28 protein-coding genes and 1 pseudogene are annotated in these 26113 nt (G+C 64.2%); 16 read left to right on the top strand and 13 right to left on the bottom strand.

Going from position 1 to position 26113, the window contains the following annotated elements; genetic code table 11:
* Together IQ16_RS04040 and IQ16_RS04035 are read right to left on the bottom strand one after the other, a co-directional pair.
* The coding region (locus tag IQ16_RS04040) for an Hpt domain-containing protein (protein WP_208751622.1) at positions 1-362 on the bottom strand (362 nt) is incomplete at its 3' end.
* 410 nt (positions 363-772) lie between these two features.
* A pseudogene (locus IQ16_RS04035) lies at positions 773-1193 on the bottom strand (response regulator).
* 507 nt (positions 1194-1700) lie between these two features.
* Between IQ16_RS04035 and IQ16_RS04030 the strand changes: the two are divergent.
* From IQ16_RS04030 to IQ16_RS04015, 4 genes are all read left to right on the top strand, one after another.
* Positions 1701-2411 (top strand): Crp/Fnr family transcriptional regulator, encoded by a 711-nt coding sequence (locus IQ16_RS04030; RefSeq protein WP_018646901.1) that lies wholly within the window; start codon positions 1701-1703, stop codon positions 2409-2411.
* 189 nt (positions 2412-2600) lie between these two features.
* Entirely contained in the window at positions 2601-3299 is a 699-nt protein-coding gene (locus IQ16_RS04025; RefSeq protein ID WP_018646900.1) for a Crp/Fnr family transcriptional regulator, read from the top strand.
* Between the two features lie 146 nt (positions 3300-3445).
* A complete protein-coding gene (locus IQ16_RS04020; protein WP_018646899.1) occupies positions 3446-3823 on the top strand; it encodes an Hpt domain-containing protein in 378 nt (125 codons plus the stop codon).
* Positions 3824-3921: 98 nt separating this feature from the next.
* Positions 3922-4167 carry a hypothetical protein gene (locus IQ16_RS04015; protein WP_018646898.1) on the top strand — a complete coding sequence of 82 codons (246 nt, stop codon included), beginning with the start codon at positions 3922-3924 and terminating at the stop codon, positions 4165-4167.
* A gap of 56 nt (positions 4168-4223) precedes the next feature.
* Here IQ16_RS04015 and IQ16_RS04010 read toward each other — a convergent pair whose 3' ends face one another.
* Entirely contained in the window at positions 4224-4847 is a 624-nt protein-coding gene (locus tag IQ16_RS04010; protein WP_018646897.1) for a helix-turn-helix domain-containing protein, read from the bottom strand.
* 337 nt (positions 4848-5184) lie between these two features.
* Between IQ16_RS04010 and IQ16_RS04005 the strand changes: the two genes are divergently transcribed.
* From IQ16_RS04005 to IQ16_RS03995, 3 genes are all read left to right on the top strand, one after another.
* Positions 5185-6348 carry a hypothetical protein gene (locus IQ16_RS04005; protein ID WP_018646896.1) on the top strand — a complete coding sequence of 388 codons (1164 nt, stop codon included), beginning with the start codon at positions 5185-5187 and terminating at the stop codon, positions 6346-6348.
* A 354-nt stretch (positions 6349-6702) separates the two neighbouring features.
* On the top strand, positions 6703-7128 hold the full coding sequence (locus tag IQ16_RS04000) for a hypothetical protein (RefSeq protein ID WP_145831249.1): 426 nt from the start codon (positions 6703-6705) through the stop codon (positions 7126-7128).
* A gap of 285 nt (positions 7129-7413) precedes the next feature.
* Complete coding sequence (locus IQ16_RS03995) at positions 7414-8628, top strand: EAL domain-containing response regulator (protein ID WP_018646894.1); 1215 nt, start codon at positions 7414-7416, stop codon at positions 8626-8628.
* A gap of 11 nt (positions 8629-8639) precedes the next feature.
* Here the strand turns inward: IQ16_RS03995 and IQ16_RS03990 are convergent, their stop codons facing one another.
* Positions 8640-9500 carry a DMT family transporter gene (locus IQ16_RS03990; RefSeq protein WP_018646893.1) on the bottom strand — a complete coding sequence of 287 codons (861 nt, stop codon included), beginning with the start codon at positions 9498-9500 and terminating at the stop codon, positions 8640-8642.
* Between the two features lie 157 nt (positions 9501-9657).
* Here IQ16_RS03990 and IQ16_RS03985 point away from each other — a divergent pair, with 157 nt between their 5' ends.
* A complete protein-coding gene (locus IQ16_RS03985; RefSeq protein WP_244635507.1) occupies positions 9658-11016 on the top strand; it encodes an aminotransferase-like domain-containing protein in 1359 nt (452 codons plus the stop codon).
* A gap of 13 nt (positions 11017-11029) precedes the next feature.
* On the opposite strand, the gene IQ16_RS03980 is transcribed toward IQ16_RS03985, so the two are convergent.
* Both IQ16_RS03980 and IQ16_RS03975 read right to left on the bottom strand, forming a co-directional pair.
* Positions 11030-11635 (bottom strand): GDYXXLXY domain-containing protein, encoded by a 606-nt coding sequence (locus IQ16_RS03980; RefSeq protein ID WP_018646891.1) that lies wholly within the window; start codon positions 11633-11635, stop codon positions 11030-11032.
* The gene (locus IQ16_RS03975) at positions 11632-12903 is read right to left on the bottom strand and encodes a DUF2157 domain-containing protein (protein WP_018646890.1); all 1272 of its coding nucleotides are present in this window, start codon (positions 12901-12903) and stop codon (positions 11632-11634) included. Before IQ16_RS03975 ends, IQ16_RS03980 begins: the two co-directional genes overlap by 4 nt.
* A 323-nt stretch (positions 12904-13226) precedes the next feature.
* Here IQ16_RS03975 and IQ16_RS03970 point away from each other — a divergent pair, with 323 nt between their 5' ends.
* Positions 13227-14213 (top strand): Bug family tripartite tricarboxylate transporter substrate binding protein, encoded by a 987-nt coding sequence (locus tag IQ16_RS03970; RefSeq protein WP_035667748.1) that lies wholly within the window; start codon positions 13227-13229, stop codon positions 14211-14213.
* 118 nt (positions 14214-14331) lie between these two features.
* On the opposite strand, the gene IQ16_RS03965 is transcribed toward IQ16_RS03970, so the two are convergent.
* Both IQ16_RS03965 and IQ16_RS03960 read right to left on the bottom strand, forming a co-directional pair.
* Positions 14332-15312: a Bug family tripartite tricarboxylate transporter substrate binding protein gene (locus IQ16_RS03965; protein ID WP_018646888.1), complete on the bottom strand. Its 981-nt coding sequence runs from the start codon at positions 15310-15312 to the stop codon at positions 14332-14334.
* A gap of 79 nt (positions 15313-15391) precedes the next feature.
* Positions 15392-17032: an FAD-dependent oxidoreductase gene (locus IQ16_RS03960; RefSeq protein ID WP_018646887.1), complete on the bottom strand. Its 1641-nt coding sequence runs from the start codon at positions 17030-17032 to the stop codon at positions 15392-15394.
* A gap of 113 nt (positions 17033-17145) precedes the next feature.
* Between IQ16_RS03960 and IQ16_RS03955 the strand changes: the two genes are divergently transcribed.
* Positions 17146-18057 carry a LysR family transcriptional regulator gene (locus IQ16_RS03955; RefSeq protein ID WP_145831248.1) on the top strand — a complete coding sequence of 304 codons (912 nt, stop codon included), beginning with the start codon at positions 17146-17148 and terminating at the stop codon, positions 18055-18057.
* A gap of 613 nt (positions 18058-18670) precedes the next feature.
* Here the strand turns inward: IQ16_RS03955 and IQ16_RS03950 are convergent.
* The 5 genes from IQ16_RS03950 to IQ16_RS03930 all read right to left on the bottom strand — a co-directional run bounded on the left by IQ16_RS03950 (position 18671) and on the right by IQ16_RS03930 (position 22737).
* Positions 18671-18994 (bottom strand): hypothetical protein, encoded by a 324-nt coding sequence (locus tag IQ16_RS03950; RefSeq protein ID WP_145831247.1) that lies wholly within the window; start codon positions 18992-18994, stop codon positions 18671-18673.
* Positions 18995-19067: 73 nt separating this feature from the next.
* Positions 19068-19514 carry a small heat shock protein HspD gene (hspD, locus tag IQ16_RS03945; protein WP_145831274.1) on the bottom strand — a complete coding sequence of 149 codons (447 nt, stop codon included), beginning with the start codon at positions 19512-19514 and terminating at the stop codon, positions 19068-19070.
* Between the two features lie 229 nt (positions 19515-19743).
* Positions 19744-20001, bottom strand: coding sequence for a hypothetical protein (locus IQ16_RS03940; protein WP_145831246.1), 258 nt, complete (start codon positions 19999-20001; stop codon positions 19744-19746).
* A gap of 1245 nt (positions 20002-21246) precedes the next feature.
* A complete protein-coding gene (locus IQ16_RS03935) occupies positions 21247-21540 on the bottom strand; it encodes a hypothetical protein (RefSeq protein WP_145831245.1) in 294 nt (97 codons plus the stop codon).
* A gap of 99 nt (positions 21541-21639) precedes the next feature.
* The gene (locus IQ16_RS03930; protein WP_145831244.1) at positions 21640-22737 is read right to left on the bottom strand and encodes a S1C family serine protease; all 1098 of its coding nucleotides are present in this window, start codon (positions 22735-22737) and stop codon (positions 21640-21642) included.
* 234 nt (positions 22738-22971) lie between these two features.
* Between IQ16_RS03930 and IQ16_RS03925 the strand changes: the two genes are divergently transcribed.
* From IQ16_RS03925 to groES, 6 genes are all read left to right on the top strand, one after another.
* Positions 22972-23424, top strand: coding sequence for an Hsp20 family protein (locus IQ16_RS03925; protein ID WP_145831243.1), 453 nt, complete (start codon positions 22972-22974; stop codon positions 23422-23424).
* A gap of 91 nt (positions 23425-23515) precedes the next feature.
* Positions 23516-24007 carry an Hsp20/alpha crystallin family protein gene (locus IQ16_RS03920; RefSeq protein ID WP_145831242.1) on the top strand — a complete coding sequence of 164 codons (492 nt, stop codon included), beginning with the start codon at positions 23516-23518 and terminating at the stop codon, positions 24005-24007.
* A gap of 53 nt (positions 24008-24060) precedes the next feature.
* Positions 24061-24774, top strand: a complete 714-nt coding sequence (locus IQ16_RS03915; RefSeq protein WP_145831241.1) for an ETC complex I subunit — start codon at positions 24061-24063, stop codon at positions 24772-24774.
* Positions 24775-24877: 103 nt separating this feature from the next.
* The gene (locus tag IQ16_RS45015) at positions 24878-25051 is read left to right on the top strand and encodes a hypothetical protein (RefSeq protein WP_158646911.1); all 174 of its coding nucleotides are present in this window, start codon (positions 24878-24880) and stop codon (positions 25049-25051) included.
* 52 nt (positions 25052-25103) lie between these two features.
* On the top strand, positions 25104-25304 hold the full coding sequence (locus IQ16_RS03910; RefSeq protein ID WP_145831240.1) for a DUF2905 domain-containing protein: 201 nt from the start codon (positions 25104-25106) through the stop codon (positions 25302-25304).
* 491 nt (positions 25305-25795) lie between these two features.
* Entirely contained in the window at positions 25796-26110 is a 315-nt protein-coding gene (groES, locus tag IQ16_RS03895; protein WP_145831239.1) for a co-chaperone GroES, read from the top strand.
* Positions 26111-26113: the final 3 nt, after the last annotated feature.

The raw sequence follows: 26113 nt of genomic DNA, 5'->3' as shown, positions 1-26113 counted from the left end.
ATCGCTTCCAGCTTGTCGATGAGGTCGCGGTCGGTGCCTTCGGGCTCGGCTTCGGTCGCCTCGAGCCCGGCCAGAATCTCCTTGATGCGGTCGATCGAGGACAGGATCACCGTCACCGCCTCGGCGGTCACCGGCATGCCGTCGCGGAATTTGCCCATCAGCGTCTCGCCGGCATGCGCCAGCGCTTCGAGCCGCGGCAGGCCGAGGAAGCCGCAGGTGCCCTTGATGGTGTGGACCAGGCGGAAGATGTTATCCAGGATCTTGGCGTTGTTCGGCTCCTGCTCGAACTTCACCAGCTGATTGTCGACGGTGTCCAGGCTCTCGCTGGTCTCCGTCAAAAACTCCCGCAACAGATCATCCATGGAGTACGCCTTACTGAACTGGACTTCGACACCCGCGCCGCGCCTGGAATCGGCGGAAGTCTTCGCTTTAGATCGTTAGACAACCCCTTTCACGGTCCCGTTAATTTCATCCTCCGTGCTAATACGGATATTGAAGACAAGTTTGCGGTTCGACCGCATGCGGCAGCGCTTTTCGGCAAAACCGGCAGCGCGCCGTGACGACGATTAACGTCGGGTAAACATGTCCGTACAGGTAGGACGACGCGCGCGAAAAAGTCCTGCTCTTGAAGGACGATAGGCACAGCGAGCGTGAAATCGCCGGCGACCGCGCGTGCTCAGGTGGCGATCGCGTCGTGACCGGCTGGACTCCGCAGGATCCGCATTTAGAGTCAACGAACGCTTACCTCGCCCGCGATGCCACCGGTGCAGCGCTAACCGAGGCGCGCGGCCGCGGCGACATCGTCGGGACGGTGCTCCGCGAGGCAATCGTTGATGGCGGCGAGCAGCGCGTGCGGCGTGAACGGCTTGGCGCAGACAGCGTGCCGCGCCGAGCTCGAGCGCCATCCGGAGGAAATCGGGCGCAGGTGAATTCAGATCGGCGAATGCGTAGCCGGACATCGCGATCAGCGGAATGACGGGTGCGCGCTCGTGGAAGACCCTGATCGATTCGAAACCGCGCATATGCGGCATGAAGATGTCGATGATCATCAGATCGAACTGTTCGTGTTCGAGAGCCCGCAGCCCTGCTTCGCCTCCGTCGGCAATCGTCACCCGAAAATCGTTTCGCTGGAGATAGACCTCGATGGCCATGCACACCATCGGGTCGTCGTCGACAACGAGAATATGGCGCAGACCTTCTGTCCCCGTTTGGATTTCCCGTTTCGGCGATTCAAGAATTGAACCGTGGGGAACACCGTTCTCCTCTGGTTTGGATCGAAATATTGACGGTTGCGAACGCCGGTGGCGGAGTCAGGAAAAAGGCGACGACGGACGCGAAATATGTGGCGGCGTCACTGAATGGCGCGAAGCAATCGCTGACGCGTGATGTAGGTTGGTGGGCAAGGGAAGCTGCGCGGATCGCCGACGTCCGATGGCATTGGCAACGCAATGTCTGCCGCCGACCGAAAGCTTCCGGCTCATCAAGGCCCCCTGCCGGTTCTTCCCGGCTGGCGACATTGGATTGCACGCCAGCCGCGTGCGCGAATCAGCACGCAACTCTTATTTCCGCCGCAACCGCGCCGGCGTGTCTGCCCCCTAACGGGTATATGGACACGTCCACAACCTCTAGAATAGGATTTATCCGCCGTGCAACTGGACGCGGCTCCGATCGTAGCTTGAACGCTTTGGGATTGATCCTGCATGACCGCGAGCGGCCGCCCGCCCAATCAGTTGCTGCAGATGCTCGACGCCGCAGATTTCGATCGGCTGCGCCCCCATCTGGCAACCGTTGAAATGGTCAGAGAATCTGTCCTGGGCGAGGCCGGCGCTGCGCTGAGACACGTCTACTTCCCCCACGGCGGTTCCATCTCGATCTCGGTGAGCTTGTCCGAAGGACAGACCATCGAGGTCGCGATGCTGGGACGCGACAGCGTGGTCGGCGGCGGCGCGGCGCTTGCTGACGGCATCGCACCGACGGACGCGGTCGTACTCTTCCCCGGCACTGCTTCCACGCTGGAAATCGCGGCATGCCGGATGATCGCCGCCGCAAGCCTCCGGTTTCGAGGATTGATCATGCGTCATGAGCAGATCCTGCTTGCGCATGCGCAGCAATCGTTGCTCTGCAATACGCGGCATCCGGTCGAGGCACGGCTGGCGCGCTGGCTGCTGCGAGCCCGCGATCTGTCCGACGGCGCAAGCCTCCCGCTGACGCAGGAAGCGCTGGCGCAGATGATGGGGGTGCGGCGCAATGCCATTTCCCTGGTCGCGCATGCGATGCAGCGGGCCGGCATCATTCGCTACACCCGCGGACAGATCGAAATCATCGATCTGCCCGCGCTGAAAGCGACGTCCTGCGACTGCTATTCGGCGGTGAAGAAGTCGCATTCGCGCCTGATCGGAGCGCCACAGTGACGCGAGCCAGGTGCCGTCATCTGCATGCTGCGGTGAACACAGCACCGCGGGCGCGATCGCTGCACCCGGACATCTTGTCCCAATTGCCAATATATCCCGACGTGAACATGATGGAACTTACCCGTGTCGGGAGCAATCTCGCTCGCCGCGACTTACCGATGCAGGAGACGGGAGGCAGCTTTGGAAACGATGGTGCGCCCTTCCAATGGTTTCCTATCCGCGCTGTCGGCGGACGATTTTGAACTGCTCCGCCCGTACCTGCGCACGATCGAGCTGCCGCACGAGGCCGTATTGGTCGAGGCCGGCGAGACGCTCAAGCGCGCCTACTTTCCCCATCGCGGCGTCATCTCGCTGGTGGTGAAGCTCGCCAAGGGCGAGCATGTGCAGGTCGCCATGATCGGCCGCGACAGCGTGCTCGGCGCGCTCTCGACCATGGGCGATGCCTACGCACTGAATACGGCGATCGTGCTGGTTCCCGGCACCGCATCCGTGATGGATCTCGACCGGCTGCGCGCCGCGGCCGACCAGAGCGGGACCCTGCGCACCTTTCTCACGCGCCACGGGCTGGCGGTCTACGCGCAGGTCCAGCAGACTGCGGGCTGCAACGCCGCCCATCCCGTGGAATCGCGGCTGTCGCGCTGCCTGTTGCACACCCATGACCTGTCGGGCGACTACCGGCTGCTGCTGACCCAGGAGGCGATGGCGCAGATGATCGGCGCGCGGCGCAACAGCGTGTCGCTGGTCGCCAACACCTTGCAGCATGCCAATTTCATCCACTACAGCCGCGGGCATATCCAGATCCTGAACCTGGACGGCCTGCGCCAGACGGCGTGCGAGTGCTACAGCACGGTGAAGACCCAGTACGACCGGCTGCTCGGCCAGCGCTGAGCGGCACGTGGTAAACCTGCGGCTAACGGCGGCCCGCAAACATTTTCCGTCCCGCTACCGGAACTGAAATTCAAATGCCGTAGACACGGGGTGAGCCGCGCGCCGCATGCGCCGCGCGACCAGCGAACCGTGACCAGGGCGAGACCATGTTTGACGTGACTGTTGCACCCGTGCAGGGAACCTTCGATTTCGAGCCTGCGCGCGAGCCGGGCGCGTACGCGGCGCTGGTGCACGAGATCGGCGAGGACGGCGCCGGTGAGGTGCGCGCCGTGTTCTGGAGCGAGACCTGCGCGCGGCTGCAGCTGTTCCGCACGCTCTCGCTGGGGCAGCACCACGGCAAGATCGCGCGCGAGGCGCATTCGCTGAAGAGCGCGGCGGGAACGTTCGGCTATGTCAGGCTCGCGGCGCTGGCGTTGCGGCTGGAGAAGACTGCGGAGACGCTCGGCGAGACCGAATTCCGCGATCTCCTGGACCGGATGGATGCCGCCTACGCCGCCGCGCGCGCACAGGAGCCGCAAGGTTAGCGCGGGCCGCGCTAAACCCGCCGTACTTCTACGGTTTGTGATTTTTAGAGATGGCTAATCATAGGTGGCGATAGTCGCGGGAAACCAGGAGGGTTTCCATGTTCACCTATGAGACTGCGGACCAGAAGGAGGTCCGTCGCTTCCGCATCGCCCAGTTCAACGGTCGGATGGCGACCGTGAAGTCCGGCGAGTCGACGGTGACTGGCTTCGTACGCTCGGTGCTGGAGCAGGAATCGAGCCCTCCGCGCTGGACCATCACGATCATCCCGAATGCGCCGAAGGAAGACCTCAAGCCGCCGCGGCCCACATCGCGCGCGCGTCCCTTCGCTGAAGACTATTTCTGACCGCGATCGGGCTTCTCCCGCCCCCGCACCGCCGGCGGCGGCGCAGGACAAGAACCTCAATCGATCGAATGCAGCAGCGCCGCGCGGACGAGATCCGCGGTGTTGCGCGCACCGAGCTTGCGCATCGCCTCGGCGCGATGGCTCTCGAAGGTGCGCGGGCTGATCTGCATCCGAAGCGCACCCTGCTTGTTCGAATAGCCCTCGCTGATCAGGCGGAGCACCTCGCGCTCGCGCTTGGTCAGCCGTTTCTGGCCCGACAGGCCCATCAGTTCGGCGCTCGGCACGCGCTGGGCTTGCTGTGCGCGCGGGGCGTTCAGTTCTGCGTCTTCGATCCGGGACGGAATCGGCGGGGCCCCCTTGTGGGGGCCGGCAAGCTGCTTGACCAGGCCGCAGACGCGCTCGGTCTGCGTCAGCGCATTCTCCACCACCCGCTGCAGATAGGCACGGTCGGCCGTGACAGGCGCGAGCTGATCGCTGTGATGCTTGATCTCGCCCATATAGAGCAGGAGCGCAGTCAGGGGTCCGTTGAGCTCGCGGGCAATGGCCGCCGCCATTTCGTCGGCTGCCTTGGCCCGGGCGGCGTTCAGGCGGACGAAATCGAGCTCTTCAGCTGGAGCGGTGCTGCTTTCGTACCATTCCGACGGCCGCGAATCGGCGGCCGTATCATTCTGTGACCCCATGTGACCTGTTTAGCGGAACCGGGGCCGAACTGTGGTTAACTTTTTGCTCCGTAAGACTACGGTAATTTTGTCAGTTTTGCGCTAAAACCTCGACATCGGCACAATTTATGCTTGCGCGAGGCTTGCTTCGACCATGCAAGGGTTGAGAACTTCGCCCAAATCCCCGGCAAACACGCGAAGCCTGCTTAACCGCCACCCCGGCCGGACGCCCAGGCCCCCGGATTTTACGGATTAATTAACGGCGACTTGCTTCTCTAGGTCACAATTGAGAGCGCGCAAATGCCTCCATGCATTGGGCCGGTAGGCCTGCTGGAATCGTTGCGGAAGATTGCGTGCCATGAACGAGATCGATCGGCTGTCGGAATTCCTGCAGAGGCTGACGCCGCTGTCGCGCAGCTGTCTGCTCAGCGAGCTCGAGCGACTTGAGCTGTGCGGCATCGACATGCCCGGTTCGGCAGAGGTCCAGGCTCGCCTGCGCGCCGAATTTCGCAAGGACGGATCGACCCAGGCGCGCGCGACCAGCCCCTCGCGCTATTTCTTCGCCCCGCTCGAGCTGCTGCTGATCGACGGCGCGCCCGAGCATGCCAATGCGGGACGCATCTCGCGCAACACCCTGACCCCGATCTGGGAGTGGATCTGCCGCGACCTGCTGCCGACCATGGCACGCGACTACATCAAGGCGATCAACGACCAGGTCACCGCCAACAATCCGAAGGAAGTGCAGAAGATCGCGTCGAGCTTCCAGACCAAGGTCATCAAGGTGCTCGAGAACACCCTTGCATCAGTGGAGAGCGCCGAGTTCGCCCGCGGCAAGCTCGCGCAATACACAGCATCGCGCACCGCCTTCGACGACGTGAGGAAGATGCAGCATGTGCTGCGCGCCGGCGACGCGCTGCCGAAGTTCAACGGAAAGCTGCCCGAGAAGATCGCTAAGTTCGACGACGGCCAGGTGGCCCAGATCACCGCGCAGCTCGACGCGTTCAGGAAGTCACATCCCGAAGCGCTGCCCTACGCCCTGGCGCTGGTGGCGCGGCGGCTGAAGACGTCCTGGCAATTGGTGCACCTTGCCACCAAGGCCGCCGCAAGCAAGGCCGCGGCCGACGTCGCCGCCGCGCCCTATGCCTGCGTCGTGCCCATGGTGCTCGACCGGCTCGACGACAAGCGCCTCGCGCTCAGGGTCGCGCTCCGGCACAACCGGGTGCTGGTCGCGCGCGACCTGCTCGCCGAGATCTACGACACCGAATATGCGCTCAAGGTCCGCATCGACGGCATCGAGGCCAGCGAATGGGGCGTCCGCCTCCAGCAATTGATGGACGCGATCGCGGCGCTGGTGTCCGCCGAGGTGAGCCGCTTCCCGTCCAATGTCGGCCACATCCTCGGCTCGCGCCGGCTGCGCAGTCACGACACGCTCGGCGGCAAGCTTTCCTATCTCGCCTGGAAGGGGCGCGACGCCGTGCAGGACGGCGCGGCGGCGTTTCGCAAATTGATCGGGCAGACCTAGATCGGGGTTCGGCCGCAAAGGACCATGTTGCGCAGCACGGCTAACGCGGCAGGCACAGGAAGCGATCCATAAACCGCCCTGACAGTACGAACCTGAACCACCAATACATCATTCGCCGCATCGACATAGCTGCAATCCTCGACAGCCCACCACCGGCTACGTGGACAATTAGCGCAGCTGCAGCAATGCACATGTGATCTGCTTCACACACGCGCCGTCTGGCCCGCGCGCATTGTCGCAGAACCGTCACGAGCGACGGCGGAACATACGCGCATCGCGCGAATATGAGTTCTCCCGCTGGATGCGTCGCTTCTATGCTCCGGTCCATCGCACGAGGATGGGAAGGAATCCGCGATGAGGTCGAACCGACGTACATTGACGATGGCTGCCCTGCTGACGGTCGCGCTGGCGCTGACATCGACGACGATGGCACAGACGTCGCCGCCGCAGGACGATGCGGCGCCGACCGCGGACAATGCGGTGCTGCTCACCATCTTCTTCAAGCACGACCAGTCCCGCCCCTTGAGCGAACTGAATGCGCAGCTCGACAGGCAGGGCTTCCGCAAGGCGTTTCCGCCGCCCGGCATTGAGGTCGTGAGCTGGTACGTGATGATGGGCATCGGCCAGGTCGTCACGCTGCGCCTGCCGGCCTCGCGGCTGCGCGAGGTCAATCGCGTCGTCGAGGACACCGCGTGGGGTCCCTACCGCACCGAGTTCTATCCGACCTACGACTACAAGGCGGTCGGGATGGCTCAACACGAGAAGGCCACCGGCAACTGATACCGCCGTTATTCAATTGGGCAAAACGCGAACGGCTCCGTCCTATTGCAGGACACCGACCTCGCGCGCGCAACTGGCCGCATCATTCGAGATTCTTCCGCGATGACGGTGTCACGCTGCCGTCATGTGCGGTCAGACGTAAAAACTTCTGCAACGAGATCCAGACAATTTTAGACGTGGTGCGCGCTTTAACGTTACCCAGATAATTCAACAATCGGCTGAAGCTCTCCATATTTGAAACTGCTCCCGTCGCTAACACCTGTCGCGGAACGGGAGTGGTTTGCGATGAACGATGAAATTGTTGAGCTCGCCGGACGAAGGCCCAAAACCTTCGGGCGGCGAAAGATGACGCCGCGCGCTTGCGTCGCCGACGGCAAGCGCCATTTGCGCGCCTTCCTCGCCGAAGTGCTGGAGGACCTCGGCTTCGTCACCAGCGAGTGCGCCAGCGCGGACGAGCTGCAAGCCGTGCTGACGCGCGAATTGCCGGACCTGATCCTGCTCGGCATCTCCGCCGACGGCATCGAGCCCGGGAAATTCCTGGAGATATTGGTGCGCGAGTCATTCGACGGCAAAGTTCTCGCCGTCGGCGCCCGCGAGTCGATCATCGTCAGGGCCGTACAGCAGGTCGGCGAGGAATACGGTCTTGCGATGCTGCCGCCGCTGACCACGCCCTTTGCCGCGGAGACGCTGCGCGACCGCGTCGCGATGCTGCTGCCGGAGGAGCCGGCGCCGAGCCCCGCCGTGCATGTCGGCGAGGCCCTGCATGCCGGCTGGCTCGAGCTGTGGTACCAGCCCAAGATCGACGCGAGGACGCTGATCCGCAGCGGCGCCGAAGCGCTGGTGCGGATGCGGCATCCGACCTGGGGTGTGGTGCCGCCCGCCTATTTCATTCCCGAAGCGGACGATCCGCATCTGCGAAACCTGTCGGAATTCGTCATCGAGCGCGCCGTGCAGGACTGGCACTATCTGCTGGAGCGGCAGGGCCCGGTCGATCTCTCGATCAACCTGCCGGCCTCCTACCTGAAAGAGCCGCAGGCCGTGCGCGATCTCTGCCGCCGTGTGCCGACGCATCCGGCCTTCGGCGGACTGACGATCGAGATCGACAGCGAGGAGGCGTTCCGCGACCTCGATCACCTCGTCGAGGTCGCCCGCGAGGTGCGCCTGCACAATATCGGCCTGTCGATCGCCAATCTCGGCGCCAACTGGCCCTCGCTGATGGACCTCGGCAAGATCCCCTTCATCAAGCTGCAGGCCGACCGGCACTTCGTCACCGGCAGCGGCGATGATCGGCTGAAGCGGACGGTGTGCCGCCACATCGTCGAGCTTGCACAAGGCTACGGTGTCGGCGCCATCGCCGAAGGCGTCGAGAGCCGCGCCGATCTCGTCGCCGCCAACGAGCTCGGCTTCGACCTCGTGCAGGGTTTTCTGTTCGGCAAGCCGATGCCGCTGAAGAAGTTCGCAAAGAGCGCGCTGACGCGGACGGTGATGGGACAGGCCTGAGGCTTTCAGCCTCAGGCGAACCGCCGCGCGAAGAAGACGCAGACGACGACGAGCGCGGTCGCGGCGATCATGCTCCAGGCGACCGGCTCGTGCAGCAGGAAGCCGGCGAGCGCGAGGCCGAAGAACGGTTGCAGCTGCTGCAACTGGCCGACGCGGGCGATGCCGCCAATGGCAAGCCCGCGGTACCAGAAGATGAAGCCGACGAACATGCTGAAGACGGAGACGTAGGCGAGCCCGATCCAGGCGGGCGTATCAACGCTGCTCCATGCCGGCGGCGAGGTCAGGGCCACGACCGGCACCATCAGCGGCAGCGCCAGCAGCAGCGCCCAGGAGATCACCTGCCAGCCGCCGAGACGGCGCGACAGCGCGGCGCCTTCGGCATAGCCGAGCCCGCACAGCACGATCGCCGCGACCATCAGGAGATCGCCTGTCAGCGAGGCGGAGCCGTCGCTGGAGAGAGCGAAGCCGACCACGGTGGCGCTGCCGAGGATCGCGAACAGCCAGAACAGCGGCTTTGGCCGCTCGCCGCCGCGCAGCACGGCGAAGATCGCGGTCGACAAGGGCAACAGCCCGATGAACACGATCGAATGCGCGGACGTGATGTGCTGGAGCGCGAGCGCCGTGAGCAGGGGAAAGCCGACCACGACACCGATGGAGACGATGGCGAGCGAGGCGAGATCGCGCCGCTCCGGCCAGGTTTGACGCAGCAGGAAGAGCACGGCCGCGCCGATCAGTGCGGCAATGACCGCGCGCGCCGACGTCAGGAACAGCGCGGAGAAGCCGCCGACGGCCACGCGCGTCGCCGGCAGCGAGCCGCTGAAGATGATGACGCCGAGAAGCCCGTTGCCCCAGCCGCTGCCCGCCGATTGCATGTCCACCTCTTTTTGGGACCGCGATCTTCGGTCTTCCGCGGTGGCGGGGACAGCGACAATGCAGTACAATTGCGCCAAACTGTATGGATATGGAAGGTCATACACTTTGGACGGCGCGCAAGGAAAGGGTCGCAACGGAACGCGGACGAGCGACGTGATGAGCGCGATCCGCGCCAGGGTCGCCGGCCGCGCGCTCGGCGCCGGCGACCGGCTGCCATCGATCCGGGGTCTCGCCGCGACGATGGGCGTTTCGCCCTCCACGGTGGTCGAAGCCTATGATCGCCTGGCGGCCGAGGGCCTGATCCGCGCCCGCCGCTGCTCGGGCTTCTATGTTTCGCCGAGCGTCATGCCGCCACTTGCGTTGACCGAGGCCGAGCCGCGCCGCGACCGCGCGGTCGACCCGTTCTGGGTGTCCAGGCAATCGCTCGATGCCGACGAGAGCGTGCTCAAGCCCGGCTGCGGCTGGCTGCCGCCGGACTGGATGCCGGAGGACGCCTTGCGCCGCGCCGCGCGCGCCCTTGCCCGCACGGATGCGAGCGTCTTGACCAATTACGGCTCGACATCAGGCTCCCCCGCTCTGCGCCGACTGCTGCTGAAGCGCCTCGCCGAAGATGAGATCGAGGCCTCGGTCAACCAGCTGATGCTGACGGGCTCGGGCACGCAGGCAACCGACCTGATCTGCCGCTTCCTGCTCCGCCCCGGCGACACGGTGCTGGTCGACGACCCCTGCTACTTCAATTTTCGCGCGCTGCTGCGGGCGCATCAGGCGAAGATCATCAGCGTGCCCTATACGCCGTCGGGCCCTGACGTCACACGCTTCGAGCAGGTCCTCGCCGGCGAGCGGCCGCGGCTCTACATCACCAATTCAGCGCTGCACAACCCGACCGGCGCGACGATGTCGCTGCAGACCGCGCACCGGCTTCTGACGGCGGCCGCCGCGCACGATCTCACCATCGTCGAGGACGACATCTTCGGCGATTTCGAGCCGGAGCGCTCGCCGCGCCTTGCCGCGCTCGACGGGCTCAACCGCGTGATCCGCATCGGCAGCTTCTCCAAGACGCTGTCGGCCTCGGTGCGCTGCGGCTACATTGCGGGACGCGCCGACTGGATCGAGCAACTGGTCGACCTCCAGGTCGCGACCAGTTTTGGCGGGCCGAGCCCGGTTGCGACCGAACTCATCGCCAACGTGCTGGCCGGCGGTAGCTATCGCAAGCACATGGACGAGCTCAGACAGAGGCTCACGCGCACGCGCCGCGACATCGCGCGAAAACTTCAGGCCCTTGGCATCGAACCCTGGCTGATGCCGCGCGGCGGCTTCTTCCTCTGGTGCCGCCTTGCGGGCGGACAGGACGCCACGGCGGTGGCGCGCGCCGCGCTCGAAGAGGACGTCGTGCTCGCCCCGGGCAACGTGTTCAGCGTGTCGCAGACGGCAACGAGCTTCATGCGGTTCAACGTGGCGCACATGAGCGAGCCGCGGATGTGGGACGTGCTGCGGCGGGCCTTGAAGGCGGCTTGAGGATCAGCGACGCCTAATACCACGGCTCCTCATACACCGGCTTGCCGTCGAGCAGCAGCCGCTTGATGGCGGCGCGGCCTGAGGGCAGCACGGCGGCGACGACGCGCAGCTTCTGCTGATTGCGGGCCTGCTCGAGCGTCCTGCCCTCGCCTTCGGGCACGAAATAGCTTTCGAGACCGTATTTGATCGTCAGCTTGTCACAGAAGATGGGGCTGGTCGAACCGCAAGAATAGCTGACGCGGCCGTGGATCAGGATTTCGGGCGCCGTGACCGGAACAGGCTCGGCATGCACCGAGACGGCCTCGTAAAGCCCGTTGGCGTTGGGCGCGAGCTTGACGAACACGACGGGATTGCGCGTCCCGGACGGCTTGCCGGTGAGGCTACCTGCCGGCAGCTGCGAGATGTCGTAGCGCAGCACGACATAATCGCCGCGCAGGAGATCGCGGGGATCGACGGGCTGGGTTTGCAGGGTCACCTCGCGGCCGTCGCGCAGGATCTGCATGCGATCGGCAACCATCAGAACCAGCAGCGCGCATTGGATCAGGATGGCGGCACCGAACAGCACGGCTTTCGGAATGCGCAGCCAGAGTTTTGTGACGGATGCGATCAGATCGGTCATCGCCCGGCCCTCGGCAGCACGCGATTGAGCGCGGTTGCAAATGCGACGGCCGCGACGCCCGCCGCCGCCAGGAACGCCGAGCGGCGCAGTAGCGATCCCTTCACCGCCCAGGTGATGCCCGCGATGACCCCGGCAATCCCGAGCCAGCCGGCGACGATGCGCGGACGCACGTCATCGAGCATGCCGGAGACGACGAGACAGAGCATGGCTGAGAGCAGCGCGGCATAGGCGAGCCAGGACTCGCCGGCCATGGAGGCCGGCCACACCGGCGCCGCGAGCAGGACCAGCCCGATCGCGCCTGCTGCGAGGACTTCGCCTGCGCGTCTGGTGATCGCGGCCGACGCCAGCGCAAGGATCACTCCGGCAACCCCGCACACGATGGCCCAAAGCGGCTGGCCCGCACCAGAACCGGCCCGGAAGCGGACGATGTCGTCGACCGTCGTCACCTCCAGGAACGCGACGACGGCCAGTGAAAACGCGCCGTAGATCGACAGGACGCTGCCGAGCCGGAGCGCCCTCGGCGACGGCGCGGCGGCGATCGCAAGCCCCGCGCCGAACAGCAAGGCGGCACCGTTGGCGAGCACGAATGACGGCTGGGCGCCATCGAACTCGAAACGAAGCGACGTCGCAACCCACCACGGCAGCACCGCGATCGCGACGAGGTGAGCGGCGACGCGGGAATTCCAGCTGAAGGCAACAACGGCGGCGAACAGCCAGACCGCTGGGAACGGAAGATGCAGGACATCCGGCGCATCGTAAACCCGCATGCAGGTCCAGACCGAGGCGGCCGCGAGGCCGACCGCGAGCGCACCACGCGAGCCGGTCAGCACGGCTGCGGCGAACGCGCCGATCGACCACAACAGCATGCCGCCGGCGAAGTCTTCGCCGAGATGATACATCTGGCCGACCAGCGCGATGCCGGCGCCGAAGATGATCGCACCGATGCTGGCGCAGAGATCGGCGAGAACGGTGCGCTCCCTCGCGGCGAACCAGGCGCCGAGGCCGCCAGCGACGGCCATGCCGGCGATCAGGATCGCAAACCGCATCAGCCGCGCGATCTCCGTCCAGTGGGCCGCGACGAAGGCGAGGAACGCGGCCGCGATCAGGAGGCCGCCGACAATGGCGACGACCACGGCGATGTTGATGCCGGGCGACAGTGGCGGCAGCGCATTTCGGATGGAGACGGCCGCCGTCGGCGCGATCACGCCATCGGCTTCCCATTGCGCAAGGTCAGCTTCGAGGCGCTGCCGGTAGGCTTTGTCGAACATCGTCGTAAATGACCTCGTTCCCTGCCGGCCGGCGGGCTGTTGCTAGGTCGGCCCCCGCGGCCGGCAGGTTCAACGGGCGGCCGGCCGCCGAGAAGCTGCGCTCGCGGACAGTGCTGACGAGCAGCTCATGGCCTGAAAGCGATTCATCGATCTTTTCATATTTTGCAAAAGAGATGCTCGGACTGCGCCAATGGTTGGAGGAGACTCAAAGCTGTAACTTTCGGTCAACATGGCCGTAAACGGCCACGCTGCAGCGAGGGAGGACTTCATCCATGGGATTTGGCGCGGGCGGCGGCCTGAGCGGTCGCCCCGGATCCACGGTGATGAGAGCGCTCCTGTGTCTCGCCGCCGCGACGACGCTGGCGTTCCAGGTGAGCGCCGCGAGGGCTCAGACGGCCGCGGAATCCTGGCCGAACCGCGCGATCACCTGGGTGGTGCCGTTCGGGGCCGGCGGCGTCACCGACCTCGTCTCGCGCAAGATCGCGGAGCTGCTGCGGACGCGGCTTGGGCAGCCCGTGGTGGTGGAGAACCGACCTGGCGCTGGCGGGACCATTGGGACGGAGTTCGTTGCCCGGGCCCAACCCGACGGCTACACCGTGCTCTACGCCTCCGGCGGGCCGATGACGATCCAGCCGAACCTGGGGCTGGCGAAGCTCAACTACGATCCGCTCAAGAGCTACGTCCATATCCGCGGCGTGAGCTCGGCGAACCAGATCCTCGTCGCGACCGCAGCAGCGCCCTACAGCACGCTGGCTGAGTTCGTCGCCTACGCGAAGGCCAACCCGGGCAAGGTCAATTTCGGCTCCCCCGGCCCCGGCACTGCCCAGCACCTTGCCGGCGAGATGTTCCAGGCGGCCGCCGGCATCAAGCTGACCCACGTGCCCTACAAGTCGGGCTCGAGCCAGATGACTGACATGATGTCGGGCATCCTGGACGTCTCCTTCGACTACCTTACCGTGCTCAGGCCGCTGATCGACACCGGCAAGGTCAAGGTGCTCGGCACCACCGGCACGGCGCGGCTGGCCGCGCTGCCCGACGCGCCGACGGTGCTGGAGGCCGGCTACCCGGACGCCGTCAGTGTCGGCTCGACCTGGGTCTCGGTCCCGGCCGGGACCGACCCGAGAATCGTGGGCAGGCTCTCCGAGGCGCTGGCCGCCGCGCTCGCCGACCCCGCCATCGTCGCGGATCTCGCCGCCAACGGCCAGGTGTCGATCGCCGACAAGGGGCCGACCGAGATGGAGCCGTTCATCGTCGAGGAGACCGCGCGCTACAAGCGGGTGATCGAGAGCGCAGGCATCGCCGCGCGTTAGCGGGCGTACGGCGGTGGACATTGCGCACGCGAAGGAGCGGTCGGCGGCGTGGCGCCGATCGATCGCGAGGCAGCGGAAGGAGCCGATGTCGCCGGCTAAGTTGGCGTGAAGAGTGAACCTAATTCGCCTTGATGCCGGCCTCGCTGATGAGCTTGCCCCATTTCGTGCTCTCGCTCTGAATGAAGCGGCCGAACTGCTCGGGCGCCATCGGTGCCGGCTCTGCGCCGAGGGTCCGGATCTTCTCCGCCACCGAGGGATCCTTCAGAGCTTTGGTAAAGGCTGCGTTCAGCCTGCCGATGGCATCCGCGGGCGTGCCGGCGGGAGCAACGAGCCCGAACCAGCCGACGGATTCGAAACCGGCGACGCCGCTCTCGGCCAGTGTCGGCACATCGGGCAAGGACGGGAGGCGGCGCGCGGAGGACACGCCGATCGCGTTGAGCTTGCCGTCGAGGATCAATTGCCGCGATGCCGGGATGTCCAGCACGGCGAAGGGGACATGGCCTGCGAGAACATCGACCGTCGCGGGCGCGGTCCCACGATACGGGACCAGCTCCATGGCGATCCCGGTCTTCTGCGTGAACAGGGCGGCGGTCAAATGCATGGCCGTCGAGTTGCCGCCATGCCCGATCGACAGCGCGCCCGGCTTGGCCTTGGCGAGCGCAATAGTCTCCGCGGCGGTGTGCGCCGGGATATTCGCGGAGGCGACCAGCACGAAGGGAATTTCCGCGAGCAAGGTGATGGGCGCGAGGTCCTTCAGCTCGAATGGCATCGCGGCATTGAGGTGCGGATTCACCGTGAGCGCACCCGCCGGCGCAACACCGAGCGTGTAGCCGTCGGGCTTGGCCTGCGCGACCGCGGCCATGCCGATGTTGCCGCCCGCGCCCGCGCGGTTCTCGATGACCAGGCTCTGCTTGAGCTCGGCCGCAACCAGCGGCTCGAGCGCGCGGATGACGGTGTCGGCGCTGCCGCCGGGCGGGAAGGTCACGATGACCTTGATCAATTGCTCGGGATAGGCGGCGCGGCCCGCCTCCAGCGGCAACACGGCGAAAGTCGCAGCCGTCAGCACGGCCAGGATGCGGCGCCTTGCAACGTGAAACACGTTCTCCTCCTTAAGTGTGCTTTTGTTCTTGAAACACAGCCGGCGTCTCGCACCGCCAGGCTGTCCGCTTGAAGTTGTCTTACGCCGCAGCGCCGGTGATGCGCGCCAGCAAGCCGAGTGGATTTTCCGGCGCGGCCTGCCCGCGCCACGCGACGTGCTGATCGGGCCGCGCCAACACCAGTTTCTCGGCATAGGCGCCGTTCGCCTCATCAGGCGCGATGTCGACCAGCGCGAGCGGCACGCCACGCTCCCTTGCTGCGGACTGCAGCCGCGTCACATCGATCGCCGGGTCGAACCGCAGCAATGTGTAGCCGGCGCCGAACGCATCGTAGAGCGACCGCCCGTCGCGCAGGAACAGATGCGGTGCGCGAGCGCCCGGCACGGTGGAGGGCGTGAAGCTGCCCATCGCGTAAGGCGGCGGTGTCTCGCCATCATAGGCGATGATCGGCGAGGCATCGTAATAGTAGCCGAAGTTGAGGCCGGCGCAGCAATATTGCTGCACGTTGAGATCGTAGGCTGCCCTCGCCAGCGCCGCGCGCGCCGCCTGGCCGCGTGGCGTGTCGTCCTCGATCTCCGCCGAGACGCCGCCGCGCTGCGCCATCATCTTCATCGCGTGGTCCATCGCAAAGCGCGACACCTGCTCGGTGATCGGCTGGCGCTCCGCCTCATAGGCATCGAGGATCGCAGCCGGCGCCCAGCCGTTCAGATGTGCCGCCAATTGCCAGCAGAGGTCGACGGCGTCCGCAATGCCCGCATTCATGCCGTAGCCGGCATAGGGCATCCACAGATGCGCGGCGTCGCCGCAGATGAAGACCCTGCGGTCGCGGAAGCGATCGGCCACGAGCCGGCGTCCGACCCAATCTTCTTTGCTGAGAACTTTGTATTCGAAGCGCTCGTCGACGCCGAGGATGGCGCGGATCGACCAGTCGCGATCGACCGAATCGAACTCGGGCTCGTCCGGCTTCAGATGATTGTGGATCAGCCAGCGGTCGTGACCGTCGATCGCAACCGTGGTGCCGGAGCGGCGCGGATTGAGCGAGAGCACCATCCAGGCTGGCTTGTGCGCGCCCATCAACTCCTTCAGTTGCGGCGCTTCGATGAAGGTCGACTGCACGCGCTGGATCACCGGCGTGCCGGACAGGCTGGCGCCGATCGCTTTGCGAACGAGGGACCGGCTGCCGTCGCAGCCGATCACGAAGGACGCTTCGATGCGGAGCGAAGCGCCGCTGTCGAGGTCGCGCGCCAGCGCGACGACATGGTCGCCGTCCTGTTCGATCTCGGTGATTTCCGTGCGCGCCAGGATCTTGATCCGCGGCTGCGCCGCGGCATGGCTGAACAGGATCGGCTCGAGATAGACCTGGTTGATCCGGTGCGGCGGCTCGGGGGTCGGCCACCAGGTGTCGGGGCCGCCGGTCGCGCTGTAGCGGCGCGCGCGGGAGGGAATGTCGATGCGGCAGAGCTCGATGCCGGTCGCCGTGGTCCGGTAGGAGCAGTCGTTGGGAAAGTCCGCAGGGAGGCCCGCATCGCGCAGCTTGGCGGCAACGCCGAGCCGTCGAAAAATCTCCATCGAGCGCGCCGACACATGGTTGCACTTGACGCTGGGCGGATCGCCGGCGTGACGCATCTCCGCGACGACGACGTCGATTCCGCGCGAGGCCAGATCCATCGCCGCGGTCAATCCGACGGGCCCGGCGCCCACCACCAGTACCTGTGTCCTCATGTTCGTTTCCGTCCCTTGTCACCGCGGATTCGTTGCCCACGCAGCATGCATTTTATTGCAGGTCCGTTTATGCGATAAGCCGGAAAGAACTCATCAATTCATGAGCTTTGCCTATGAATGTCACCTTGCGTCAATTGCGGGCCTTCACAGGCGTGTACCGGACACGCAGCATCACGCGGGCCGCCCGCGAGCTCGGAATCACGCAATCGGCGGCGAGCCTGTTGATCCAGCAGCTCGAAGCCCAGCTCGGCGTCAAACTGTTCGACCGCTCCACGCGCTCGGTGCAGCCGACGCTGGCCGCCGATGAAGCCGTCCACGCCGCCGAACGCATGCTGAGCGATGCGCACGGCCTGTCGCGCCGAATGCGCGACCTCGCACAGGCCCGCGCCGGCCGCGTCGCGTTTCTCGCCTCGGCCGGCACCGCCTCGGCGCTGCTGCCCCTGGTGCTCGCAAGATTCCGCGCTGGCCATCCCGACATCGAGATCGACATGCGGGACGTTGCCGCCGACGATCTCGTGTCGCGCCTGAGCGCGACCGACGCGGAGTTCGCGATCGGCAGCGTGGAGGGCGAATTCGCCGACATGACGATCGAGACGCTGACGAGCGGCCGCCTCAGCGCCATCGGCCGCCGCACCGCCGACTTCGCCGCACGCCGCTCCCTGACATGGGACGAGCTCGCGCAACTGCCGACGATCGCGATGCGCCGCGAGACACGCATCCGCATGCAGATCGATCAGGCGCTGAGCGCGCAGGGCAAGCGCCTCGATCCGACCTATGAAGTGACGCTGATCAACACCGCGCTCGCCATGACCGCGCAAGGCCTCGGCCTCGCCATCCTCCCCGCCACGATGCTGCCGGCCGACCAGTTTCCGACGCTGATCGCAAGGCCGCTGGTGCGGCCCGCCCTCACGCGGCCGGTGTCGCTGCTGCAGCGCCAGGGCCGGACGCTGTCGCCGGCGGCGCAGGCGTTTGTGACGACGGCACGGACAGTGCTGGCGGGCCGAGCGGCACCGGCATCAGGCTGATTTTGCGGAGCTATTTGGAGGCGTCGTGTTGATATGGCGGAGAGGGAGGGATTCTCTGCCAGGGTCCCGAGGACCTCGAAAACCGCTGTAAAATCAGCGTTTCCAGACAACCGCGGTGGGTTGTGTGTACCGCCAGTATGTACCGGAATCCGAAACTCAGCTCAAGCGGATTCGAGCGGATGGTAAACGCTTTCCACGTCGTGCCACGTCGACGATCGCAGTTCGGGGCGGCATCCATAGATTGCCGTATGAAAAAATCCGCTTCCTCTCGTTCGGGCGATCGTACTTCAGTCGTCCTGTCGCCTGGGACGGTTGCGCGTGGACGACAGCCATCGCCAAAGCAAACATGCCCAGCACTAGATCGTATGGGTCATCCATCGCTTTCGAAGTCTTGCGGTTCTATTCGAACCTAAAGGCCTCCGCAGGACGGCGAGAACGTTTGACGGTGACAGGGATGTCTCGCGGACCGTAGGACTGCACATGGCGTAACCGGACCGAACGGCCCCTATCGCCGCTCCATGCCTTCGCGTCCTGCTGCAGCCGGTTAGCCCAGCGATGCTCCAGCCGGTCGATCACGTGACGAGGTAACCGGATATCATCCATGCGTACCTCCTCAAGCTGCCAGCGCCCGCGCCGTTGAGAACCGGCGCTTTGGTGTGCCACCAGGCGGGTTGCGCGGGCCGCCATCGAGTTCACATAACGCCTCAAGGATGGCGTCAATGCTTACCGGCGCCTTCAGTCCTTCCGGAGCCCGCAACGCGGGACATGAGGCGATCGCTGAAGCGTCGGAAGCCCAGGAGGCAAGGATCGCCCGCTTCTCGGCCAGCGTCAGATCCGGATGCGATACCACGTCCTTGGGATGCTCGAAGACGGTGCCGGGGTGCAGCAGCGCCTGGAAGTCGAAAACGTTGTCGTGGGTGGCGGTCGTCGGCCGCATGTGTTCCTCCGTTCTAAGACGAGGGTGAGCGGCAGCCCGACCCAACGCGGCCGGGCCGCCGCACGGTATTCGCTCAAGCCGCCTTGGCTTCGATCTGATGAACGTTGCTGCCGTTGATGGCGATCCGCCGCGGCTTCATGGCCTCGGGGATTTCCCGGACCAGTTCGATCTTAAGCAGACCGTTATCGAACGACGCGTTCTTGACCTGGACGTAATCAGCCAAGTTGAACTGGCGTTTGAAGTGGCGAGTCGAAATACCTCTGTACAGGAATTGACGTTCGGCTTTTTCGGGCTTGTTGCCTTCGATCGTCACGACGTTCTGCTCGGCGGTGATCGAGATTTCGTCGGGCGAGAAGCCGGCCACCGCGAGCGATATCTGATAGCTGTCCTCGCCGAGCCGTTCGATGTTGTAGGGCGGGTAATTGTCCTCGGTCGCCCGCTGTGCGGATTCCGCGAGGTCGAACAGGCGGTCAAAACCGATGGTCGAACGCCAGAGGGGAGAGAAGTCGTAAGTGCGCATGGCCAGATCCTCCAAAGAGCAAAATGGTTACAAGCGGCACCGGACACGACCGGTGCCCGTCTCCGGGCCCTAAGGCGCCCGGGCCACCCTGCGGTGGCGACTAGAAAATTATGAAAACCGAATTTGGTTTCAAGGGTCGGTAAAAATTTTGGCGTTAGGAGAAAAGCCGATTCGGAGGGGCACCCTTTTCGCCAGCACTAACAAAATGGGGGCCGAAACCCCCGGCAGCTTACCGCCGGCGCCCACCGCGATGGTGCCAGCCCCAATGTCGATGACCGAAGCGTGGCACGGGGTAGAAGCCGTAGGAGCGATAGTAGTTCGGCCGCCACCAGCAGCCGCCCCACGGGTTGCAGACCCAGCGGACTTGCTCGACGTTCGAAATCTGGTTGGCATGCGGCAAGCCGTTCGGCATGGCTGATGCCAACTGCGGCGCCAATCCAACAGCGGCGAGCGAGAACAAGCCAACAAGAGCAGATTTTGGTTTCATGTGTCCCTCCTTTTGGGACCCGAGAAACCGAAAAGACGGCGGAAGTTGCGGAATATCAAACATTTAATTTTGATGAACAATCGTTAAAGCTGCCCCTCGCAGCTCCTGCGCTTAGGCCATCGCAACTGCGTTCGAGCCATAACGACGTTACCCGGCTGGACCCAAAGGAATGCAACCGCATTGACGACGGCGGGGTGGCGACAGCAACAATCGGGAACGAATTATTTCGTACGACGTTCGATGAGGCGGAGCCATTGCCCGCCGTTCACAACGGCGCCTGTCGCGGATAGCCAAAGGTCTTTCGACCCGCTGTTATTCTCCACTAGCGCTCGCGCGGATAGCCAAAGGCGATGGCTCCATCCTGCGCGCGTCGAATTTCGAATGTGATGGACGACTTTTACGATCTTGTGCTGGCCATGTTTGGCGTGGCGGTCGCCGCCGTCATGCTGGTAGCGGGCGAGCTCTACCTCGTAACGCGCCCGGATCCCCCGGCAATAAACCCAGAGGCTCCCGCCGTCGTCACCTCGTCGGTTGAACAGCAACCGCGGTAACGCGGCCATTGGAAGTTTCCGATGAACGTTCCTTCAAGTCTCCTGTCGAGATCGTCACGATCAGATAATCGCCAGCCCGAGGCGCCTCGGCGGTCGTGCTGGAGCCCCGAGTTGGATCGAAGAAGCGACCTGATGATCGGCTGTCCCTAATCATCACCGGTGGGTGCCACCGACATCTCGTCCGGCTTTTGAGGCAAATCGGATCGGATGTCATGGGAAGAATATCCGATGCGCTCCTCGCAGGGCTGGCTATACAGTCCATCTCGGCGGCCTTCAGAGCGGATTTCCGCACGACTTTGGGCCTGCTTGAGCGCCTGCTCAGCAACCGGTGCAAATGTCGGGAATGATGGTCTCAACGGTCTTGCCGCGCGCCTTGTTGCGAACGTCTTGAGGCCAAAGCAATCGGTCGGGAGTTGTTACGGACGCCCTGGGCGGATCTTTAGACCGGCCTGTGGGTCGAGCGTCCCCGTCCTGCTTTGCCTGCGCCACGGTAGCCGCCATGGCGAAGATGAGGATTGCTACTAGTTGTCGCATTTTGCAGCTCCGGGCGTTTGTCCTTTCTGCGGGAAGCCGGTAGGGCCGACGTCTTTTCCGCGCGATCGTGATGTTCGAACCGACACCATAACGCTTGTCAAAACTTCTTATCGAGAGCCCAACGCCCCTCGGGGCCTTGGGCTCCAGCATTGGACGTTACCTACCAGTCGGCCACTACATAAGGCGGCGGCATTGGCGGTGCCACCAGGGGCGTCGACACATAGCCTGGGCGACTCACCACGATGGTGCGTTCACGCACGATGGGTGGCGCGACGACGGCGGGTCGTACGACGTATCTGGGCGCCATCACGACCTCGTAGGGCTCGACGATCGGAAAAGGCTCCGCATAAGTTTCGAAATACACGCTCTGCGCGGATGCGCTGTTCATGCCAATGCCCAGCGAGCCGACGAGGGCCAGGCCGAGCCGCGAGAGCATGGACGATTTGGAGTTCATCTCACACCTCCCTGGGTATGTTGGGATGTCCCATAAACCACAAACGGCTTGGCCTAGTTCCTTGGTTCGGATTTTTTTGAGCGATGTTGGCAATGCTCTTCAACTGGAGCGGCCGATGTCTTCGACCTTGACCCGAACGGTGATCGGCCGCTCGTTGCGTTTCACCGAGAGTTCTATCTCCCTTCCAACGCCGACAGCCTCAAGCTGGTCAGTCAGATCGGACAGTCGCCTGGCAGGTTGTCCGTTCGCGCTCACGATGATGTCTCCGAGTGCGCCGGTCTGATCTATGCCGCGCAGCCCGGCTTGGGCGGCTGGCGAACCCGGCACAGCGCGTACCACGACGACCCCTTCGATTCCAAGGCGGGTTGCGACAGCTTCGTTCGCAGCGACAATACCGATCCCCGGGGTCGGAACTCGGCCGTTCTTGATAAGCTCCGGAACGACGCGGTTCACGGTGTCCACCGGGACCGCAAATCCTATGCCGGCGTTGGATCCCGACGGGGATATGATCGCAGTCGTAACACCGATCAGCCGCCCTGCGGAATCCAGCAGCGGTCCTCCGGAATTGCCGGGGTTCACGGCGGCGTCGGTCTGGATGACGTTGCCGATTTCGCGCCCGGCGTTCGTCGGCAGACGCCGCTTCAAGGCGCTGATCACGCCCGTCGTCAGCGACTGGTCAAGGCCGAAGGGGTTGCCGATGGCGAACGCGGCTTGGCCGACCTTCAGGTCGGCCGAACTTCCTACCGCGACGGGGCCGGGCAGATTGCGGGTGTTTCGCAGCCTGACGACGGCGAGATCGTAGTTCGGCGCCGTCCCGACGATCGAGGCGCCGACTACTTCGCCGGTGGCGAAGCGGATCGCAACCTCCCGGGTCCCACTTACCACATGGTTGTTGGTGACCACATGCCCCGCGCCGTCCCAGACAAAACCGGTGCCGCTCTGTTCGCGGCCGCTTTCGCCTTCGACGTCTATCGACCCGAAACTGGCTGCGACACCCACGACCTGAACCACGGAAGGGGACACCCTTTCGAAAAGGCCGATTGTCGCGCGTTCGGCTTCCGCCAAGTCGCTCCGTGCGGCAATCGGCCTTGGAGCGGTAGCGGCAAACAACAGGGTGTCGAGGTAGGGCCGCCCGAGCAGGGCGGCAAGCAGCACGATCAGGATGAGGATAACCGCCCGGTAAAAATGCTGGCGCATAAAGCTACTCCAAGTCCGCAGTGATTGTCGCTAGTTCCGGCATCAAGACCGGCCAACCGGGTTCGTTCCGACGCGCCGATCGGCAAGTGGAAGCCTCTTGAAACAAAATCACGGCTAACTAGTTTTTTTTGCGGCCACCCCAAGTGGCGTCGGAAGCCAAAGCAGGGTCCGGCAAAGGCCATCGGGACATCCCGGTGATGCTCCTATCCATGTTGCTCAAAGGAGGATGTGGTTATGAGAACTTATGATCTGCCAACACTGAGGCGATCGACCGTCGGGTTCGACCGCCTATTGAATCTGGTAAATGACGCGACAGTCGACGACGACAACTACCCGCCGTTCGATGTCGAGCGCACCGGCGAACACCAGTACCGAATCTCGCTGGCACTGGCCGGCTTCGCGCCGCAAGACATCGACATCACCGCGGAGCAATCCGTACTTGTGGTCGAAGGCCGTATGGCCGGGAAAGAAGACGGCGACTACCTGCACCAGGGAATCAGCGTGCTGCCGTTTCGCCGCGTGCTCAACCTGTCGGAACACATGCAGGTGAAGGACGCGACGTTCGACAATGGCCTGCTCACAATCGTGTTGATGCGGGAGGTACCGGAGGCGATGAAGCCGCGGCGGATTACGATCGTCGGCTCCGGCAACGAGAGCCAAAAAACCGAAAATACGCAGGCGGCCTGACTGGCTGGCTGCCCAGCCAACCGCAGCGCGGCTCGGTCCGCGCGGCGGACTGCTGGTCGATTGACGACCAAACCCAAGAAAGGAGGATACAATGGCACTACGCGAACTCATTTCATGGAACAACGGCTCCCGCAATGTACCTGCGCGACGCACCGAGGGTGACAGCCCGTTTCTCTCGCTGCATCGCGAGATGAATCGGCTATTCGACGACGTATTCCGCGGCCTCGATATCGGCCGGTTCGCCCCGCCGGCAACGATGGGGTGGCCCAGCGTCGAGCTCAACGAGACCGACAAGGAAGTGAAGGTTATTGCCGAACTCCCCGGCATCGAGCAGAAAGACGTCGAGGTCGAACTTGCCGACGGCGTGCTGATGATCAGCGGCGAGAAGAAGAGCGAAACGGAAGACAAGGAGCGTCGCTTCAGCGAGCGCCACTACGGACGTTTCGAGCGACGCATTCCCGTCGCCGACGTCGACCAGGATAACGTCGCCGCGTCGTTCAAGGACGGAGTCCTCACCGTCACGCTGCCGAAGTTACCTACGGCGGAGCGAAAGGTGAAAAGGATCGCAATCAACGGAAAGTAAGACGAAGCGGACGGGAGCCTCGCTCCCGCCCGCCTGGTTCGAAGGAGGCGTTCATGAACATCGCGCCTTTATCGGCTCATTCGGACTTTACGGCGCGACGGCCCGTTCCAGAGGCGTCGGTGACGAAGTCGGTATTTCCGGCGGATGCGCAGGCCGTGATCTACAAGCCTGCCCCCTCGCCGATGACTTCGGGACGTGCGCGCGCCCAGCGCTGGACGCTGCGTTTCGAGCGCCGCTCGGCCCCGTACATCGAACCCCTGATGGGTTGGACCGGCGACGACGATACCCTCTCGCAGGTCGAACTTTCGTTCCCGTCCGCCGAAGCCGCGATCGCATATGCGCGTCGCCAAGGTCTGCAATACACGGTACAAGGCTTGACGCAGGGGTCGAAGCCGCGCCTGGTTTCGGACAATCCCGAGGTTGAGGGCCGAGACGCCAGCCGGCAGCGTCGCCGGCGGCTTGAATGGATCGAGCGGACCCTTGGACCGGAGGTGATCCGTCACGGGTTCGGGCCTGGGGCTGAGCCTGCCGAGAGCTACGCAGACCCGAAACACGTGCTGCTGGACAGCAATCTGTCGCCGACCCGAAAGCGTGACATCCTGCGGCGCCGGGCTCTTGATGCCTATCAGATCGAGACGGAGCACTCGAAGGGCAACTTGCTGGCGGGTCCCTCCCGTCTCCAGGAGGTGATCGACGCACTGCTCGATCTCGAGGAGCCGCAGATTACGCCAGCATCCTTCCAGCACGTCGACAGGAAGGCAAGCTGACTTCGGATCGCAGTGCGTCGGCCCGCCCAGGGCAAGGCGCCTCGCCTATCTGTGCGAAACAGAGGTAGCGCGATATCATGGTACGTTGAAGGATAGTCAGAGCTTGATGTTCATTCGCGGTGCGGGGTGCGCCATGGCAAAGGAAACCAAATTCTTGCGAAAGAAGGCCGACAAGGCCGAGCGAAGGGCGAGAGTGACCGCTGATGCAAAAATCTCGGAGAGCCTCTTGAACTTGGCAAAGGCCTATCGCACTCAAGAGGAAAAGAAGCGGCGCTGACCCCTAGCTTTCCGTAACGCCTTTGAACTTCACCTCCGCAGGATAGACAACGATGTCGCGGTTTCTGATTACTCTCGGCGTTGTAAGTTTGGCGGCCGGCCTGCTGTGGCCCTATCTAGGCCGAATTGGTTTGGGTCGCTTGCCCGGCGACTTCGTGATCGAACGGGAAAATATGACGTTCTATTTCCCGTTGATGACGTGTTTGCTTTTGAGCGCAGTGCTCAGCCTGGTCTTTTGGGTCCTGAACCGCTGAAGAGCGCGCCGCGTCTTAGTCATGCCTTCACCTGAAATTGGCAAGCGAATGCTTCGCCGGCGCCACTCTCCAAAGAACTCGATGCAACTTGCGGGCTTGGAATCTCCGCCGGTTTCGACCCGTCGGACGAAATCAGAATGAACAAGAGGCCGGCGACCAACATGAGCCTCGCACACAGCACCGCGACCAGCCATCACCAGGTCGCGAAAGTCGTCCATGTTCGTCGTTCCTGGCGAGGTTTCCACATTGGGCAGACGCCTCAATCCACAGTCAGCCTCGGAGCGAGGGCGATGAGTGGAAGCTCTTCCCGGTTAACTGGTCGAGCCAAATCCGTCCTTTAAGACCGCCCTTGGCACTCGGACGGCCGGAGTGAGAAAAATTTTTCAAAGACCTCTTGAATGGCGGTTTTTCGGATCCTAGGTCGTTTTCGCCCGGGGGCCGTTTGCCGGACCCGGCTTTTGGACATCGCTGAACTGACATGGAGGATGTGCATGCATTTCCGCCCACTGCACGACCGCGTGCTGGTGCGCCGCATCGATGCCGAGGAGAAGACCGCCGGCGGCATTATCATTCCGGACACCGCAAAGGAGAAGCCGCAGGAAGGCGAGATCGTCGCCGCGGGTGCCGGCGGCCGAAGCGAGCAAGGCCAGTTGATCCCGATCGACGTCAAGCCGGGAGACCGGGTTTTGTTCGGCAAATGGTCGGGCACCGAAGTGAAGATCGACGGTCAGGACTACTTGATCATGAAGGAGAGCGATCTTCTGGGCGTGGTCGACAAGACCGGCTCAGTCAAGAAAGCCGCCTGACCA

This window comes from Bradyrhizobium huanghuaihaiense, assembly GCF_007830635.1.
Lineage (GTDB): Bacteria > Pseudomonadota > Alphaproteobacteria > Rhizobiales > Xanthobacteraceae > Bradyrhizobium > Bradyrhizobium huanghuaihaiense.
This window is presented reverse-complemented; position numbering and strand designations above follow the sequence as displayed.

What these genes read in the sequence shown, in the direction of transcription:
- hspD (WP_145831274.1), bottom strand. Translation starts at nt 19,514, where the DNA reads ATGCGCACTTACGACTTCTCTCCCCTCTGGCGTTCGACCATCGGTTTT.
- IQ16_RS03910 (WP_145831240.1), top strand. Translation starts at nt 25,104, where the DNA reads ATGTCGCGGTTTCTGATTACTCTCGGCGTTGTAAGTTTGGCGGCCGGC.
- IQ16_RS03940 (WP_145831246.1), bottom strand. Translation starts at nt 20,001, where the DNA reads ATGAAACCAAAATCTGCTCTTGTTGGCTTGTTCTCGCTCGCCGCTGTT.
- IQ16_RS04015 (WP_018646898.1), top strand. Translation starts at nt 3,922, where the DNA reads ATGTTCACCTATGAGACTGCGGACCAGAAGGAGGTCCGTCGCTTCCGC.
- IQ16_RS04020 (WP_018646899.1), top strand. Translation starts at nt 3,446, where the DNA reads ATGTTTGACGTGACTGTTGCACCCGTGCAGGGAACCTTCGATTTCGAG.
- IQ16_RS04025 (WP_018646900.1), top strand. Translation starts at nt 2,601, where the DNA reads ATGGTGCGCCCTTCCAATGGTTTCCTATCCGCGCTGTCGGCGGACGAT.
- groES (WP_145831239.1), top strand. Translation starts at nt 25,796, where the DNA reads ATGCATTTCCGCCCACTGCACGACCGCGTGCTGGTGCGCCGCATCGAT.
- IQ16_RS03970 (WP_035667748.1), top strand. Translation starts at nt 13,227, where the DNA reads ATGAGAGCGCTCCTGTGTCTCGCCGCCGCGACGACGCTGGCGTTCCAG.
- IQ16_RS03995 (WP_018646894.1), top strand. Translation starts at nt 7,414, where the DNA reads ATGAACGATGAAATTGTTGAGCTCGCCGGACGAAGGCCCAAAACCTTC.
- IQ16_RS03980 (WP_018646891.1), bottom strand. Translation starts at nt 11,635, where the DNA reads ATGACCGATCTGATCGCATCCGTCACAAAACTCTGGCTGCGCATTCCG.
- IQ16_RS03920 (WP_145831242.1), top strand. Translation starts at nt 23,516, where the DNA reads ATGGCACTACGCGAACTCATTTCATGGAACAACGGCTCCCGCAATGTA.
- IQ16_RS03960 (WP_018646887.1), bottom strand. Translation starts at nt 17,032, where the DNA reads ATGAGGACACAGGTACTGGTGGTGGGCGCCGGGCCCGTCGGATTGACC.
- IQ16_RS03955 (WP_145831248.1), top strand. Translation starts at nt 17,146, where the DNA reads ATGAATGTCACCTTGCGTCAATTGCGGGCCTTCACAGGCGTGTACCGG.
- IQ16_RS03925 (WP_145831243.1), top strand. Translation starts at nt 22,972, where the DNA reads ATGAGAACTTATGATCTGCCAACACTGAGGCGATCGACCGTCGGGTTC.
- IQ16_RS04000 (WP_145831249.1), top strand. Translation starts at nt 6,703, where the DNA reads ATGAGGTCGAACCGACGTACATTGACGATGGCTGCCCTGCTGACGGTC.
- IQ16_RS04005 (WP_018646896.1), top strand. Translation starts at nt 5,185, where the DNA reads ATGAACGAGATCGATCGGCTGTCGGAATTCCTGCAGAGGCTGACGCCG.
- IQ16_RS03930 (WP_145831244.1), bottom strand. Translation starts at nt 22,737, where the DNA reads ATGCGCCAGCATTTTTACCGGGCGGTTATCCTCATCCTGATCGTGCTG.
- IQ16_RS03985 (WP_244635507.1), top strand. Translation starts at nt 9,658, where the DNA reads ATGAGCGCGATCCGCGCCAGGGTCGCCGGCCGCGCGCTCGGCGCCGGC.
- IQ16_RS04010 (WP_018646897.1), bottom strand. Translation starts at nt 4,847, where the DNA reads ATGGGGTCACAGAATGATACGGCCGCCGATTCGCGGCCGTCGGAATGG.
- IQ16_RS03990 (WP_018646893.1), bottom strand. Translation starts at nt 9,500, where the DNA reads ATGCAATCGGCGGGCAGCGGCTGGGGCAACGGGCTTCTCGGCGTCATC.
- IQ16_RS03975 (WP_018646890.1), bottom strand. Translation starts at nt 12,903, where the DNA reads ATGTTCGACAAAGCCTACCGGCAGCGCCTCGAAGCTGACCTTGCGCAA.
- IQ16_RS03950 (WP_145831247.1), bottom strand. Translation starts at nt 18,994, where the DNA reads ATGCGGCCGACGACCGCCACCCACGACAACGTTTTCGACTTCCAGGCG.
- IQ16_RS03935 (WP_145831245.1), bottom strand. Translation starts at nt 21,540, where the DNA reads ATGAACTCCAAATCGTCCATGCTCTCGCGGCTCGGCCTGGCCCTCGTC.
- IQ16_RS03915 (WP_145831241.1), top strand. Translation starts at nt 24,061, where the DNA reads ATGAACATCGCGCCTTTATCGGCTCATTCGGACTTTACGGCGCGACGG.
- IQ16_RS04030 (WP_018646901.1), top strand. Translation starts at nt 1,701, where the DNA reads ATGACCGCGAGCGGCCGCCCGCCCAATCAGTTGCTGCAGATGCTCGAC.